This is a genomic window from Endozoicomonas sp. OPT23 (assembly GCF_009653635.1).
Classification (GTDB): domain Bacteria; phylum Pseudomonadota; class Gammaproteobacteria; order Pseudomonadales; family Endozoicomonadaceae; genus Endozoicomonas_A.
The window spans coordinates 43,998-60,243 of record NZ_PPFD01000002.1; the positions used below are offsets into that span (position 1 = coordinate 43,998).

The 16,246-nt window shown below is 48.6% G+C and carries 13 protein-coding genes and 2 tRNA genes; 12 read left to right on the forward strand and 3 right to left on the reverse strand.

All coding sequences use genetic code 11. The annotated features are described in order from the left end of the window. Window positions 1–48: 48 nt before the first annotated feature. Together phnX and EOPP23_RS02105 are read right to left on the reverse strand one after the other, a co-directional pair. Window positions 49–879 (reverse strand): phosphonoacetaldehyde hydrolase, encoded by an 831-nt coding sequence (gene phnX, locus EOPP23_RS02100; protein WP_153764339.1) that lies wholly within the window; start codon window positions 877–879, stop codon window positions 49–51. A 33-nt stretch (window positions 880–912) separates the two neighbouring features. Then, entirely contained in the window at window positions 913–2,031 is a 1,119-nt protein-coding gene (locus EOPP23_RS02105; protein ID WP_153764340.1) for a 2-aminoethylphosphonate--pyruvate transaminase, read from the reverse strand. Window positions 2,032–2,575: 544 nt separating this feature from the next. On the opposite strand from EOPP23_RS02105, the gene carA reads away from it, so the two are divergent. The 3 genes from carA to greA all read left to right on the forward strand — a co-directional run bounded on the left by carA (window position 2,576) and on the right by greA (window position 7,494). After that, on the forward strand, window positions 2,576–3,721 hold the full coding sequence (gene carA / locus EOPP23_RS02110; protein ID WP_153764341.1) for a glutamine-hydrolyzing carbamoyl-phosphate synthase small subunit: 1,146 nt from the start codon (window positions 2,576–2,578) through the stop codon (window positions 3,719–3,721). A gap of 78 nt (window positions 3,722–3,799) precedes the next feature. Further along, a complete protein-coding gene (gene carB / locus EOPP23_RS02115; protein WP_153764342.1) occupies window positions 3,800–7,021 on the forward strand; it encodes a carbamoyl-phosphate synthase large subunit in 3,222 nt (1,073 codons plus the stop codon). Further along, entirely contained in the window at window positions 7,018–7,494 is a 477-nt protein-coding gene (gene greA, locus EOPP23_RS02120) for a transcription elongation factor GreA (protein WP_153764343.1), read from the forward strand. Before carB ends, greA begins: the two co-directional genes overlap by 4 nt. Before the next feature lie 96 nt (window positions 7,495–7,590). Here greA and yhbY read toward each other — a convergent pair whose 3' ends face one another. Further along, a complete protein-coding gene (gene yhbY, locus EOPP23_RS02125) occupies window positions 7,591–7,896 on the reverse strand; it encodes a ribosome assembly RNA-binding protein YhbY (protein WP_153764344.1) in 306 nt (101 codons plus the stop codon). A 237-nt stretch (window positions 7,897–8,133) separates the two neighbouring features. Between yhbY and rlmE the strand changes: the two genes are divergently transcribed. The 9 genes from rlmE (at window position 8,134) to rimP (ending at window position 16,163) form a co-directional block, all read left to right on the forward strand. Next, window positions 8,134–8,754 (forward strand): 23S rRNA (uridine(2552)-2'-O)-methyltransferase RlmE, encoded by a 621-nt coding sequence (gene rlmE, locus EOPP23_RS02130; protein ID WP_153764345.1) that lies wholly within the window; start codon window positions 8,134–8,136, stop codon window positions 8,752–8,754. Window positions 8,755–9,000: 246 nt separating this feature from the next. After that, window positions 9,001–10,986, forward strand: coding sequence for an ATP-dependent zinc metalloprotease FtsH (gene ftsH, locus EOPP23_RS02135; RefSeq protein ID WP_228550536.1), 1,986 nt, complete (start codon window positions 9,001–9,003; stop codon window positions 10,984–10,986). 207 nt (window positions 10,987–11,193) lie between these two features. Further along, on the forward strand, window positions 11,194–12,039 hold the full coding sequence (gene folP, locus EOPP23_RS02140) for a dihydropteroate synthase (RefSeq protein ID WP_153764346.1): 846 nt from the start codon (window positions 11,194–11,196) through the stop codon (window positions 12,037–12,039). A 199-nt stretch (window positions 12,040–12,238) separates the two neighbouring features. Next, window positions 12,239–13,576 carry a phosphoglucosamine mutase gene (glmM, locus tag EOPP23_RS02145; RefSeq protein ID WP_153764347.1) on the forward strand — a complete coding sequence of 446 codons (1,338 nt, stop codon included), beginning with the start codon at window positions 12,239–12,241 and terminating at the stop codon, window positions 13,574–13,576. Between the two features lie 428 nt (window positions 13,577–14,004). Continuing rightward, entirely contained in the window at window positions 14,005–14,751 is a 747-nt protein-coding gene (gene tpiA / locus EOPP23_RS02150) for a triose-phosphate isomerase (RefSeq protein WP_153764348.1), read from the forward strand. Between the two features lie 2 nt (window positions 14,752–14,753). Beyond that, entirely contained in the window at window positions 14,754–15,146 is a 393-nt protein-coding gene (gene secG, locus EOPP23_RS02155; RefSeq protein WP_153764349.1) for a preprotein translocase subunit SecG, read from the forward strand. A gap of 100 nt (window positions 15,147–15,246) precedes the next feature. Beyond that, a tRNA-Leu gene (locus tag EOPP23_RS02160) sits at window positions 15,247–15,333 on the forward strand. 107 nt (window positions 15,334–15,440) lie between these two features. After that, window positions 15,441–15,517: transfer RNA gene (locus tag EOPP23_RS02165), tRNA-Met, on the forward strand. 178 nt (window positions 15,518–15,695) lie between these two features. Then, a complete protein-coding gene (rimP, locus tag EOPP23_RS02170; protein WP_370514584.1) occupies window positions 15,696–16,163 on the forward strand; it encodes a ribosome maturation factor RimP in 468 nt (155 codons plus the stop codon). Window positions 16,164–16,246: the final 83 nt, after the last annotated feature.

Genomic DNA, 16,246 nt, shown 5'->3' on the forward strand with positions numbered 1-16,246 from the left:
GATGTCAGTATTTCAGCCGCTTTATAGTAGAGCTGCCAATAAAAAGACTTAGGGCTGTTCGCCAGCCAGCAACCTTCTTTCAATGTCATCAATCACATCAGGCAAATCTGCAACAGAGTCGATCACATAGTGGGCGCCGGCCTGATAAAGACGTTCCTCGCCTTTCTGTCGAATAGCATTCTGTTCGTCGGTTGAAAGTGTCTGCCATTCAAACAGCTCTATACCCGCTTCATTTCCGGAAACAGAAACACCCACTGTCCATAACCCTGCGTTCAAACCTTCATAAATACCCGGAATGGTGTCATCGACTTTTATGCAGGCTTGCAGGTTTTCAACTTCCAGCTCAATCAGGTTCTTTAATGTCATGTGAGGGTATGGTCGACCTCTTGGAACATCGGTGGCAGCAACAATGCTTTCAGGACTGAAGCCTTTCGCTGAAGCTTTGGCAATTAAACCTTCAATCATGGCCTGACTGTATCCGGTATTACTGCCAACCCTGATATTTCGCAGTTGCAGGTAATCAAAGGTTTCTTTGGCTCCGGGGATCAATTCTGCTCTTTTATTAATCGCTTCGATCTGGATCGGCACAAATTGCTTATAAAGTCGATCAGTATCGGCTTTTTCCGGTGCTTTGCCATGAACGTTTATCCAGGCTTGCTGTATTCTTGGCATGGCTAATAGCTGGCAGATGTGCTCGTATTTCTCGGTCCCCATGGGAACTCTGGCTTCTGCATGGCTGATAGGTACGCTGTTCTGTTCAAACAGCATACAAAAACCATCAATGGGAGCCAGTGACCCATAATCCACGACAGTGCCAGCCCAATCAAAAATAACGGCTTGTACTGGGCCGGAGTAGCTGCGCTTGAATCTGAAGTTCATTTTTTAGACAAGTCTCTTTTGTTTGTAGATATGTCAGGCTGGGACGGAAATTTGCTCTATGCCCATTTCCTGCATTACGTTGGCAATGACGTGCAAAAGTTCATCGATTTGTTCGTCAAACAAGCGGCCAATACAGCCAACACGGAAACTTTCTGCTTCGGTCAGCTTGCCCGGATAAATGATAAAACCGCGCTGTTTCAGCAATGCATAAAAATGATTGAAACTGAATGAAGGGTGCGTCGGTGAGAAGAAGGTAACGATAATAGGTGATAGCCACTGATCTTCGAGCAGGGTGCGGAAGCCCATGTCCCTCATCCCACTGACCAGTCGGTCACGGTTGCGACTGTATCGAGCCAGTCTGCCTTCAACGCCGCCTTCTGCCTGATGTTCGTCGAGCGCATTTAGAAAGGCGACAACCGTGTGAGTAGGCGGTGTATAGCGCCACTGACCGGTTTTCTCCATGTATTGCCACTGGTCGTACAAGTCGAGACTCAGTGAATGAGCATTACCGCTACTTTGTTCGATCACACTCTTTCGAATCAGTGCGTAGCCAAAGCCGGGAACACCTTCGAAGCACTTGTTAGCCGATGAAATAAGGGCATCAAAAGGCAGTTGTTGTGCGTCGACAGGCAGAGCGCCAAAGGCACTCATTGAATCAATAATCAGCCCGCGACCAGCTTGAGCAACGGCTTCGGCGATCTCTTCAACAGGGTTGAGAATACCGGAGCTGGTTTCACAGTGAACGACAGCCACATGAGTGATCTCAGGATCGGCCTGCAACAGTGAAGTGAGTTCTTCTGCTCTTGGCGGGGCATAATCTCCTTTATCAAGAGATGCATGGCTTCTTCCCATGTACTGGCAGATCTTTGCCATGCGCTGGCCATAAGCGCCATTCATGAGAATCAGGATTTTGCCGCTGGGTGGAACAACGGTTGCAATCGTTGCTTCTACAGCAAAGGTACCACTGCCCTGAATGGGAATGCAGGTATGGCTGTTTTCAGCATTGGCGATACTCAGCAGACGCTGGCGAACCGATAGAGTAATACTCTTGAAATCTTCATCCCAGGAACCCCAGTCATGAAGCATGGCTTTCTTGACTGACATAGAGGTCGTAATCGGACCTGGTGTGAGCAGGTATGGATCGGTAGTCATAAGTTTGGTATTCCCGATCAGGGCTGTTGATGAACAGGTTAAGGGGAAAAAGTGTATACCTAGATCGGGAAAAGGTTGGTTAAGGTTTTATGACAATATTTCAGGGCTTGCTCGAGCTTGAAGCTATGTGAATATTTATTCGTATTTATTGGTGTTTTATTTATTATGGGGAGAGGGTATTATCGATTTGTGGACACCATCCACTGATAGGTAGTTAACTCTTCAGGCTTTCGTAATCTTGTGTTCGTGTAGGTATTTATCTGGACGGTTCAAAAATTTTGTGTTTAAATGCGAAAAATTTGCATGATATTTCTGAGGCGAACAGAAGTGCCTGATATACCGACTAAGACAGTATTTTAAAAAGCGAGATGGTGGAATTTCCACTTTCTCGCTTTTTTTTGGCGTTTTTTTGCACAGAATGTTCAGTAATTAAGTTGTCTTAACCGGTGATAATAAGCAGAACGCCGGTAAGGACTGAAAATGCAGCTTGGTTTACACAGTAAATGATGGCTGCATTTTTATAGGTTATATGTGGGAGGAATCATTGAGTAAGTCAGCCGTATTGGCTCTGGAAGACGGAAGCATCTTTCGGGGCATTGCCATTGGAGCAGATGGTGAAACTAGTGGTGAAGTCGTTTTCAATACCGCGATGACCGGCTATCAGGAAATACTCACCGATCCATCCTATTCACGACAAATCGTCACTCTTACTTATCCCCATATTGGTAACACCGGCATTACTCCGATGGATGAAGAATCCTCCGAAGTACATGCTGCCGGCCTGGTGATTCGTGATCTGCCGCTGCTGAGCAGCAACTGGCGGAATAAGATGCCACTGGATGAGTACCTGAGAGAGAACAACATCATCGCCATTGCCGAGATCGATACTCGTCGTCTGACCCGCATCCTTCGTGACAAAGGTGCTCAGAACGGCTGCATTATGGTGGCCGATGAGAACGGCAAGATTGATGAATCCGCAGCGCTGGAAAAGGCCAAAGCTTTTCCCGGTCTGAAAGGAATGGATCTGGCGAAAGAAGTTACGACAGCTGATGCCTATGAGTGGAAAGAAAGTGTCTGGGCATTGGAAACTGACGATCATCAGACGCTTGAAGATCAGCCTTTCCACGTTGTGGCCTATGATTTCGGTGTTAAACGCAACATCCTCCGGATGTTGGTTCAACGCGGTTGCCGCCTGACCGTTGTTCCTGCAGAAACGCCTGCAAAGGATGTGCTGGCCATGAATCCGGACGGTATCTTCCTGTCCAATGGTCCTGGCGATCCAGAGCCATGTACGTATGCCATTGAAGCGATTCAGGAGATCCTGGAAACAAGGATTCCTGTCTTCGGTATCTGCCTGGGTCATCAGTTGCTGGGTCTGGCCAGTGGTGCCAGCACCATCAAGATGAAGTTTGGTCATCATGGTGCCAATCACCCGGTTCAGGATCTGGATGTCGGTAATGTCATGATTACCAGCCAGAACCACGGTTTCGCAGTGTCTGAAGAAGGCTTGCCAGCCAATATTAAAGTGACTCACAAGTCGCTGTTCGATGGCAGTTTACAGGGTATTGAACTGACCGACCGACCAGCATTCAGCTTCCAGGGACACCCGGAAGCAAGCCCTGGTCCACACGATGTGGCCGGACTGTTTGACCGCTTTATCAGTCTGCTTGAAACACATACAGCAGCCTGATTCGACCATCAGTTGAATAATAAGGTTTGGGTGGTTTGATGCTGCCTGAATCTTTGCGAACAGTTTTAGAGAATAAAGATGCCAAAACGTACTGATATCGAAACAATTCTGATCATTGGGGCGGGCCCAATCATCATCGGTCAGGCTTGTGAGTTTGACTACTCCGGTGCCCAGGCTTGCAAGGCTTTGCGCGAAGAAGGTTACCGTGTAGTTCTGGTGAACTCGAATCCAGCCACTATCATGACTGACCCGACCATGGCGGATGCGACCTACATCGAGCCAATTCGCTGGGAAACCGTTGAAAAGATCATTGAAAAAGAAAAGCCGGATGCGGTTCTGCCAACCATGGGTGGTCAGACAGCTCTGAACTGTGCACTGGATCTGTTCCATAAAGGCGTGCTGGCGAAACATAATGTTCAGATGATTGGTGCCAGTCGTACAGCGATTGATAAAGCAGAAGACCGTCAGCTGTTTGATACAGCGATGAAGAATATAGGTCTGGAAACACCGCGTTCCGGTATTGCGCATACCCTGGATGAAGCATGGGGCGTGCAGGCTGAAGTTGGTTTCCCTTGTATTATCCGTCCGTCGTTTACCATGGGCGGTTCCGGTGGTGGTATTGCTTACAATAAGGATGAGTTTGAAGAGATCTGTAAGCGTGGTATCGATCTGTCGCCTACCAGTGAGCTGTTGATCGACGAATCTCTGATCGGCTGGAAAGAGTACGAGATGGAGGTAGTTCGTGACCGTAACGACAACTGCATCATCGTCTGCTCCATTGAAAATTTCGACCCAATGGGTGTTCACACCGGTGACTCCATCACCGTTGCACCAGCCCAGACGCTGACCGATAAAGAATATCAGATCATGCGTAACGCCTCGGTGGCGGTACTGCGTGAAATTGGCGTAGAGACAGGCGGTTCCAACGTACAGTTCGGTATCTGTCCGGATACCGGTCGTATGGTGGTGATCGAGATGAATCCTCGGGTTTCCCGTTCCTCTGCTCTGGCCTCTAAAGCAACCGGTTTCCCGATTGCCAAGGTCGCTGCCAAGCTGGCTGTGGGTTACACGCTGGACGAACTGCGTAACGAAATTACCGGTGGTATCGTTCCGGCGTCGTTTGAACCAACCATCGATTACGTCGTTACCAAGATCCCACGTTTTGCCTTTGAGAAATTCCCTCAGGCTGACGACCGACTGACCACCCAGATGAAATCTGTCGGTGAGGTAATGGCCATTGGTCGTACTTTCCAGGAGTCCATGCAGAAAGCACTGCGTGGTCTGGAAACCGGCGCTACCGGTTTCAATCCTGTGATTGATGTGGCTGAAGAGAATGCCATCGATAAGATCAGGGCTGAGCTGGCGACACCCAAGACCGATCGTCCTTATTATGTGGCTGACGCTTTCCGTGCCGGACTGACTATTGAGGACGTTTTCGACAGCTGCATGATCGACCCGTGGTTCCTGGTTCAGATTGAAGATATTGTTAAGGAAGAACAAAAGCTGGTAGGCCAGTCTCTCGTTGATCTGGATGCTGATCGTCTGTTCCGCCTGAAGCGCAAAGGCTTCAGTGATGCCCGTATGTCTGAAGTTATGGGTATTGAAGAAAAAGCATTGCGTGACCATCGTCGTGGACTGGGTATCAAGCCAGTCTTTAAACGTGTGGACACTTGTGCGGCAGAATTTTCGTCTGACACCGCTTACCTCTACTCTACTTACGAGGAAGAGTGTGAAGCACTGCCAACCAATAACGAAAAAATCATGGTTATTGGTGGTGGCCCGAACCGTATCGGTCAGGGTATCGAGTTTGATTACTGCTGCGTACACGCAGCCATGGCAGCCCGTGAAGACGGTTACGAAACCATCATGGTTAACTGTAACCCCGAGACGGTTTCAACCGATTATGACACTTCCGACCGTCTCTACTTTGAGCCGGTAACACTGGAAGATGTTCTGGCGATCATTGATGTTGAGAACCCTAAAGGCGTCATCGTACAGTACGGTGGTCAGACACCTCTGAAGCTGGCTCGTGATCTGGAAGCAGAAGGCGTTTCCATCATTGGTACTTCACCAGACGCGATCGATCTGGCAGAAGACCGTGAACGTTTTCAGGGCATGATCCAGAAACTGGGTCTGCTGCAGCCACCTAATGCGACAGTTCGGAGTGCTGAAGCCGCTGTAGAAAAGGCCAGTGAGATTGGTTATCCGCTGGTGGTTCGTCCGTCCTATGTTCTGGGTGGTCGTGCGATGGAAATTGTTGCAGCCGAATCCGAGCTGCAGAAGTACATGAAAGAAGCGGTACAGGTGTCTAACGATAGTCCTGTATTGCTGGATCACTTCCTGAACCGTGCTATTGAAGTGGACGTTGATGCAGTCTGCGACGGTAAGCAGGTGGTGATTGGCGCCATCATGCAGCATATCGAGCAAGCCGGTATTCACTCCGGTGACTCCGGTTGCTCACTGCCTCCGTACAGCCTGAGTCCGCGCATTCAGGACCAGATTCGTGAGCAGGTGAAAGCCATGGCCATGGAACTGGGTGTTGTTGGTTTGATGAACGTTCAGCTGGCACTGCAGGACGGTGAACTCTACGTTATCGAGGTGAACCCTCGTGCTTCCCGTACGGTTCCATTCGTCTCCAAATGCATTGGTCATTCACTGGCAAAGATCGCTGCACGCGTGATGATGGGCAAGACTCTGGAAGAACTGGAATTCACTAAAGAGATAATTCCTCCCTACTACTGCGTAAAAGAGGCTATATTCCCATTCAACAAATTCCCGGGTGTTGATCCGATTCTCGGCCCAGAGATGAAGTCCACCGGTGAAGTTATGGGGGTAGGTGAGTCCTTCCCTGAGGCATACTATAAAGCCCAGTTGGCTGAAAACCTGACACTGCCGAAAGGTGGCAAGGTGATCCTGAGTGTTCGTGAGCAGGATAAACCGCAGCTGCCGGGAATAGCCCAGTTGTTGATGGATACCGGTTTTGAACTGGTGGCCACAGCAGGTTCGGCTCAGGTGATCGAAGACGCAGGCTTACCTGTGACCCGGGTCAGGAAGGTGAAGGAAGGAAGACCGAATTTGGTGGACAGCATCGTCAATGGTGATATAGCCTTCGTGGTTAACACGACCGAAGGTCGTCAGGCCATAGCCGACTCCTACACAATTCGCCGTTCTTCTCTGACCAATAAAGTGCTTTACACCACCACCATGGCGGGTGCTGAAGCTATTGCCCGGGCCATTGCCTTTGGCTCGGAAAAAGTAGTCAGACGGCTTCAGGATTTACACGAAGGTAGAACTGGATGACTCGATATCCAATGACTGTGGAGGGCGAAAAAGCCCTCCGTGATGAATTGACCCATTTGAAGTCTGTGGTTCGCCCACAGATTTCTCAGGCTATCGCTGAAGCGCGAGAGCTGGGTGATCTGAAAGAAAACGCTGAATACCATGCAGCCCGTGAACAGCAGAGCTTTACTGAGGGTCGTGTTAACGACATCGAAGGTAAGCTATCTAATGCTATGGTGATTGACATCAATAGCATTGCTAAAAGCGGAAAAGTGATCTTTGGTGTGACTGTTGTTCTGATCAATCTGGACAGTGATGAAGAAGTGACTTACAAAATTGTTGGTGATGATGAAGCCAGCATCAAGGTCAACAAGATCTCTGTCAATTCTCCAATCGCCCGAGCCTTGGTAGGTAAGGAAGAAGGTGATGTTGTTGTCGTTAACACGCCTTCCGGTAGTGTTGAATATGAGATTGATGAAGTGAAGCACATCTGATTTTCAGGCGTTCATAAGTCATAAAAAAACCGCACTCGTTGCGGTTTTTTTATATGTCAGTGATTTATGGAGCGGTGATTTATGAGATAGAAAGTGTCAGAACGATTTTACGTTAGACAGATTTGGTTTGGCTTCCTTGTTCTCTTTATAAATCAGAGCAATGTTGCCAATGGTCTGAATCAGCTCGCACTTTGTTTCTTTTACCAGCTCATCAATGGCCGCTTTCTTCGCTTCGCGATCACCGACTGCAAACTTAACCTTGATCAGCTCATGGTCGTGCAGAGCGCGCTGAGCTTCTTCAACAACACTGTCGCTCAGGCCTTTTCCGGCTACCATAACTACTGGCTTCAGATTGTGACCCAGGGAACGAAAGTGTCTTTTCTTCTCGGAACTAATGCTCATGATGTAAAATCCTGAGGCTGAAAGTTATGACTGCCGGTTGCATACAGCCATGGCAACCGGGTAGCAGTATGTAAGCGAAGTGTAATTTTACCAGTTATTCAGTCTGGTAATTATGGATTCGCGATGGCCGGTACGTATTTTTGGTTAGTACCGTCTTGGAAACTGCTGCTCAAAAGTCCAGTATTCTACTTTATTCTTCATGCCTAGCAATATCAGGTATATCAGGTAACAGATTTAATGGCGCGATCCAAAAGCAGTGCATCCTGGCTTAAGGAGCATTTTGATGACAAATACGTCAAACAGTCCCAGGAAGACGGTTACCGTTCCCGGGCCAGCTACAAGCTGAAAGAGATTCAGGAAAAGGACAAGCTGATCAAGCCGGGCATGAGGGTTGTGGACCTTGGTGCAGCTCCTGGCGGCTGGTCTCAGATTGCTGCAGAACTGGTGGGAGATAATGGTCGCCTTGTCGCGTCCGATATTCTTCCAATGGATCCGTTAGCGGGTGTTGATTTTGTTCAGGGTGACTTCACGGAAGACGCTGTGCTGGAAAAAATCCTCGAAACCATCGGTAGTGACAAGGTAGACCTTGTAATTTCCGATATGGCCCCCAATATGAGTGGATCACTGGCAGTAGATCAGCCCAATGCGATGTATCTGGCTGAGCTGGCTCTGGATCTGGCAAGACAAGTGCTAAAGAAAAACGGCAGTTTTCTGACCAAGACGTTTCAGGGGGAAGGTTATCAGGAGTATCACAAGGATATGAAAACATCGTTTCAGAAAGTGATTACCCGCAAACCGGATTCTTCCAGAGCACGTTCCCGTGAGGTTTTTCTGCTGGCCAGAAATTTTACCGGCTGAATGACATTGTGATTTAAAAAAACAAACTTTACGCTGGAATCTGATTCAGTCTTTCCGACGTAATGTAAGCATGGAGTAATAGGGATTTCCTGCGACTCCATACAACCATCGACGACTGTCACCTGTATCTTCAATCGTGTATGGTAGAAGATGCGGATTAACCATAAAAGAGAGAGCAGAGCCGGTAATTATGCCCTTTACCAATGTTCGCTACAGGCTTGAGTACGCTCACGTGAGGGTGGCCCTATGAATGATATGGCGAAAAATTTGATTTTGTGGGTCATCATTGCCCTTGTGCTGCTGACCGTATTTAAAAACTTCGATGGCATGCAGTCATCCACACAAAGACTCAGTTATTCCGAGTTTGTTAGCAGTGTGGAAAATCGTCAGGTGAGTAAAGTCGTTATTGATGGTTTCACTATCAATGGTTACATGAGTAACAACGAACGCTTTGAAACCAACCTGCCGCCGGCTGTGCCCGATAATCAACTGATGGATGAGCTGTTGCGTGCCAACGTACAGGTCGAGTCCAAACCAATCGAAAAGCAAAGCATCTGGACACAGTTGCTGGTTGCCAGTTTCCCGATTCTGGTAATTCTTGCTGTCTTCATGTTCTTTATGCGTCAGATGCAGGGCGGCGGCGGTGGCCGTGGTGGTCCAATGAGCTTCGGCAAGTCGAAAGCACGACTACTGTCTGAAGATCAGATCAAAACCACCTTTGCTGATGTTGCTGGTGTAGAAGAAGCCAAAGAAGACGTTCAGGAACTCGTAGACTTCCTGAAAGATCCGGGTAAGTTTCAGCGTCTCGGTGGTCGTATTCCACGTGGCGTACTGATGGTAGGTCCTCCGGGTACGGGTAAAACACTGATTGCGAAAGCCATTGCTGGTGAAGCTAAGGTGCCGTTCTTTACTATCTCCGGTTCCGACTTTGTGGAAATGTTTGTGGGTGTGGGTGCGTCCCGTGTTCGCGATATGTTTGAACAAGCCAAGAAACAGGCTCCCTGCATTATCTTTATCGATGAGATCGATGCAGTAGGTCGCCATCGTGGTGCGGGTATGGGTGGTGGTCACGATGAGCGTGAGCAGACACTTAACCAGTTGCTGGTTGAAATGGATGGCTTTGAAGGAAACGACGGCGTTATTGTAATTGCGGCAACCAACCGTCCGGACGTTCTTGATCCTGCACTACTGCGCCCTGGTCGTTTTGACCGTCAGGTTGTTGTCGGCTTACCCGATATCCGTGGTCGTGCACAGATACTGAAAGTGCATATGCGTAAGGTGCCAATAGCAGACGACGTTGAGCCGGAAGTAATTGCTCGTGGTACTCCAGGCTTCTCTGGTGCGGACTTGTCCAATCTGGTCAACGAAGCGGCATTGTTCTGTGCTCGTGCAGGCAAGCGTACCGTAGGTATGCATGAGTTTGACCTTGCGAAAGATAAAATCATGATGGGCGCCGAGCGTAAGTCCATGGTGATGAGTGATAAGGAAAAGAGCAACACGGCTTACCATGAAGCAGGTCACGCTATCGTGGGTCGTATGGTTCCCGATCACGACCCGGTCTACAAAGTGAGTATTATTCCTCGCGGACGTGCCCTGGGTGTCACCATGTTCCTGCCGGAAGAAGATCGCTACAGTCAGAGTAAAGAAGCTTTGATGAGCCAGATCTGTTCTCTGTTCGGTGGTCGTATCGCGGAAGAAATGACGTTGGGTAAAGCAGGTGTAACCACTGGTGCTTCCAACGACATTCAACGTGCAACCCAGATTGCTCGTAGTATGGTGACCAAGTGGGGTCTTTCCGAGAAGCTGGGTCCGCTGCAGTACGATGATGAAGAGGGTGAAGTATTCCTCGGCAAGAACTACGGTAATGGTGGCGGAAGCATGAGTGTTTCCGGTGAAACTGCCAAACTGATTGATCAGGAAGTTCGTGCCATCATTGATGAATGCTACGGCACTGCAGAGCGTATTCTGGAAGAGAATCGCACCAAGCTGGACGTGATGGCTGATGCACTGATTCAGTACGAAACCATCGATGCTGATCAGATTGATGACATCATGGAAGGCAAGGCTCCGCGTCCTCCGAAAGAGTCTTCTGACTCTTCTTCAAAAGGTGACGGCGATGCCGGAATCAAGGCTGATAGCTCTTCTGAAGAGAAATCTGAAGAGAAGTCTGACGAAAAGCCGGAAGAGAAAAAGGATGAAGGTTCTGTTGGCGGTCCAGCCAGCGAAGTCTGATTCGTCGATCTAGCAAACAAAAAGGCAGGATTTATATCCTGCCTTTTTTATATCTTAATTTTTATAGCTACACTCTTCTCTCGTTCATAAATCCCCGAATATATGAACGTAAAAGCTGCATCCCCTCCATCGACGGAGATGCAGCGACTTATTTATTCTATTACGTGTGTTTGCACAATTAATAACCAATAGCTTGGCTGTATAACCATGAAAAAGCTGGACTGCGCTGGAACGATTCTGACTTTTGATCAGCCCAAAGTGATGGGTATTCTTAATATTACGCCGGACTCCTTTTATTCAGGCAGTCGCTATCAGAATCTGGATGCGGTTCTGGCGAAAGCGGAAGAAATGATTGCCGCAGGTGTTGATATTCTCGATGTGGGCGGTGAGTCCACTCGTCCTGGTGCCAATGGTGCGGTCAGCTGTGACCAGGAGCTGGAAAGAGTGCTTCCGGTGGTAGAGGCGCTGAAAAAGAACTTCGACAACATCATTTCCGTGGATACCAGTTCAGCATTGGTTATTACTGAAACGGCAAAAGCGGGTGCTGGTCTGATTAATGATGTTCGTGCTCTGCAGCGAGAAGGTGCGATGGCAGCAATGGCTGCTACGGACCTACCGGTGGTTCTGATGCATTCTCTGGTTGATCAGCCGGAACCTGGTTTTGTGCCGCACTATGATGACGTGACTCGTGATGTCAGTGATTATCTGCTGAGCCGTATTCAAACCTGCGAGCTTAATGGTATTGATCAGGATCGAATCGTGCTGGATCCGGGGTTTGGTGGCGGTATGTTTGGTAAAACACCTGCTTATGACCTGAGTCTGCTCAAGCATCTCAAGCGACTCTGTGATCTTGGCTATCCTGTATTGGCTGGAATGTCTCGAAAATCCTTCATAGGTGCTGTGCTGGATAAGCCTGATGCCGAGCGATTGAGTGCCAGTCTTGCTGTAGCGGTTATGGCTGCGCAGTCCGGTGTAGCGATTATCCGAGTGCATGATGTGGCTGAAACGGTAGATGCTATCAGAATGGTTAATGCGGTTTGCATGGCAGATTAAAGGTCCTTTTTTTGTCACGTTTTTGTCATAAATAAGACAATTAACAGGCTTAAACCCTGTGGCAAGTCATGTGACAATGTTTGATTGCAGTTTTTACAGGTTCGCTTTCGGCTCTTTGTTTTGAGAGTCGGTATTTCATTTGCGTCTAGATGCTTTATTTCAGGGCGAGCCTGATTCAATAGTTTTTAAGGATAATACTATGAGCCGAAAATTTTTTGGCACAGACGGTATTCGTGGCAAAGTCGGCGAATTCCCAATTACCCCTGATTTTGTTCTGAAGCTGGGTTGGGCGGCCGGTAAGGTGCTAGCTGCAGAAGGCGAAGGCAAGGTTGTGATCGGTAAGGATACCCGTATCTCGGGTTACATGTTTGAATCTGCCCTGGAGGCAGGTCTGTCTGCAGCGGGTATTGATGTTTGCCTTACAGGCCCAATGCCTACACCGGCTATTGCTTATCTGACCCGAACTTTTAATGGTCAGGCCGGTATTGTTATCAGTGCGTCCCATAACCCTTTCTACGACAACGGTATTAAGTTTTTTTCCGGTGCCGGTACCAAGCTGTCCGACGACGTGGAGGCTAAAATCGAAGCCCTGATGGAGGGCGAGATTGAGGTGGTGGAATCATCAGAGCTTGGCAAGGTTAAGCGTCTGAATGATGCTGCAGGTCGTTACATCGAATACTGTAAAGCGAGTACCGCTTACCCGCTCGATCTGCGTGGTATGAATATTGTCGTTGATGCCGGTCACGGTGCAACTTATCAGGTTGGTCCTGCTGTGTTCCGTGAGTTAGGGGCTAATGTGCATGCGATTGGTATTGAGCCGAACGGTGTCAATATCAACAAGGATTGTGGCTCTACCAAGCCTGATTTTATGGCTGAAGTGGTAAAAGAGCGCGGTGCTGATTTCGGTATTGCCTTCGATGGCGACGGTGACCGCGTCATCATGGTGGATGACAAGGGTGAGATCGTTGATGGTGACGAGTTGCTGTTTATCATTGCCATGGATCGAAAGCTTCATGGTGAACTGAAAGGCGGTATCGTTGGTACCTTGATGACAAACCTGGGTATGGAAAAGGCATTGGAAGACGCTGGCATTCCATTTTCCCGAGCCAAAGTGGGTGATCGTTACGTTAATGAAGTGATGACAGCCAAAGACTGGGTCATCGGTGGTGAGTCTTCCGGTCACATCATCTGTCGGGATGTTTCGACAACAGGCGACGGTATCGTAGCGGGTCTCCAGGTGATCAAGGCGATGGTTCGTTCCGGTAAGAAGTTGTCAGAACTTCGTGGCGGCATGACCAAATACCCTCAGACCATGATCAACGTTCGTGTTCAGGAAAAGAAGGATACCGACAAGGTTGAAGGTATTGTTTCTGCGGTTAAACAATCGGAAGAAGAGTTGGCTGGTCGTGGTCGTGTGTTGTTGCGTCCGTCCGGTACCGAGCCGGTGATTCGGGTTATGGTCGAAGGTGAACATGCTGAGGAAGTGCGTAAGCATGCGGAATCATTGGCCGTCATTGTTGAGCAGGAAATGTCCTGACAGGTTTTCAGGTTCAGATTTGATGAGTCTGAGCCTTTGTTTTGTGATGTGATTTCTATAACAGCACGAAAGTCCAAAAATTAATTCATGTTTGAATTTTGTTTTTGGCGTCTGTGGAGGTCTGGTGGGCTCTTTTTCTGAGTAACTTGCACGTGTTTGATCTTAGAAAAACATGAATAAATCAAAGTGGACACAGGTTAACAGGTGTTCACTCCGAAGCCCTTTAAATCTCTGTATTTGTGCGGATTTCACTGGCTCTTTTCCGCAGGGATAATTAAGATGTTTTCAGCCTGCAGCGATGGAGTGTTTGTGCTGCTGGAAATCACATTTTTTACTGTATTTAATCACCAGGGCGGGTCTGGGCTTCAGTTGTATATTGCCTATTCCTGAGTTACTATCCCGTCCTCGCGAACGTAGAGGTGAGTATCATGCGTAAGCCACTGGTAGCCGGAAATTGGAAAATGAACGGCTCTCTGGAAAGTAACCGTAAGCTTCTTGAAGCTTTGGTTTCAGGTTTGAATACTCAGGCAGAGGTGTTGGTATGTCCTCCTGCTGTCTATGCACACTCCGTTCTCGAGCAGTTAGCTGGTACTGCAGTGAAGGTAGGTCTACAGAACGTTTCTGATAAAACCTCCGGCGCTTTTACTGGCGAAATTTCGCCTTTAATGGTTAAAGATCTCGGTATCGAGTACGTAATCATTGGTCACTCTGAGCGTCGTGCCATTTATGGTGAAACTGACGAGCAGGTAGCTGCGAAATTCTGCGCTCTTGTTGATGCGGGTATTGCACCTATCCTCTGTGTAGGTGAAACTCTAGAAGAGCGCCAAGCGGGTGATACCATGAAAGTGGTAGCCGCTCAGGTAGAAGCTGTGCTGCGGACTGCTGGTCCGGAGCGTCTGGCAAACTTTGTGATCGCTTATGAGCCTGTATGGGCTATTGGAACCGGTCTGACTGCAACGCCAGAACAGGCGCAGGAAGTTCACGCTGCAATTCGTACTCTGCTGGCAGAGCACGATGAAGCAATGGCTGCTAAAACCCGTATTCTGTACGGTGGCAGCATGAAAGCAGCAAACGCTGTTGAACTGATTGCACTGCCTGATGTTGATGGTGGCCTGGTAGGCGGAGCCTCCCTGGTTGCAGAAGAGTTCCAGGCGATCTGTCACGCTGCAGGATAGTGATGGAAACCATAATTCTTATTGTACATGTTCTTGCCTCTGCTGCTGTGATCGGTCTGATCCTTCTACAGCAGGGCAAGGGTGCAGAAGCCGGTGCCAGTTTTGGTTCCGGTGCGTCACAGACGGTATTTGGTAGCGAAGGTACAGGCTCCTTTATGAGTCGTACTACTGCGATCATTGCTACCATCTTTTTTGTGACCAGTTTCAGTCTGGCTATTGTTGCTAGACAGAAAGCAGACAGTGTCGGTGATGCTGGTGTGCCAGCGGTTGTTGTTGAAGAAGTGGTACCTGCAGGCGATGCTCCATTGTCTATAGAAACTGCTTCTGAAGGGGCTACCGAGAGCGATTCTCCTGTGATAGACTCTACCGCAGTCGAGAGCGACAAGCAGAATTAATAGCTGTCTCTGCTGTCCAATCTGATGAAAGTCAGATTTAACTCATAAAGGAAAGGCTTTTAAAGTCTGAGTTTTGTGAAGGGATGCAGAGACGGTGTTTGCCCAGGTGGTGGAATTGGTAGACACGCCGTCTTGAGGGGGCGGTGACCGAAAGGTCGTGCGGGTTCAAGTCCCGCCCTGGGCACCAGTATTGAGAAGTGACTATTGAAGTAGTTCTTAAAATATAAAGTGTATTGCTGATAAGAGTTAGGTTGTTATCAGGCTTCCTAGCTGGCACTATACAAAAAGATTTGATGCGGGATGGAGCAGCCTGGTAGCTCGTCGGGCTCATAACCCGAAGGTCGTCAGTTCGAATCTGGCTCCCGCTACCAAATAAAAAAACCCCAAGTATGGGGTTTTTTATTAGGTGCGTTAAGGTCTGTTTCGGTGCTTTCAGCAATGAAGGTGGCCGGTTCAGGCCTTCAGTTGCGTCCAGCTGGAAAACTGGGTGCATAGAAGGACAGGGCTTTAGTAGCCCTTTTTTTGTTTTTGCAGACAGGTGTTTCCAACGTGGCAGCTAAGCAGTCGCAACTAGAAGCATTGATTGGTCCAGTGGTTGAGTCACTGGGGTACACACTCTGGGGATTGGAATTCCGGTCTCAGGGTAAGCAGTCAATGCTCCGTATTTACATCGATGCACTGGAGCAAGACCAGGGCATTCAGCTGGAAGACTGTGAAAAAGTCAGTCGCCAGGTAAGTGGGGTTCTCGATGTAGAAGATCCGATCACTGAAGAATATACCCTCGAGGTGTCTTCTCCCGGTGTCGATCGTCTGCTGTTTACTCTGGAGCAGTATGCAGCCTGGGCCGGTGCCGAGGTGAATCTGCGTTTACGTGTACCTTTTGAAGGTCGCCGTAAATTTAGGGGTATAGTGAGAGGTATAGAAGACCAGGACGTGATACTGGTTGTAGACGACCATGAGCTTCTTCTCCCGATCGAGAGCATAGACAAGGCTCAGGTGATACCAAAGTTCGACTAACTTCAAACTCTTTGATTACTGGTTGAATGATTACTGGTTGAAAAGCAGCTGGTTGAAGAACAACCGGTTAATCAAGAGTGAGT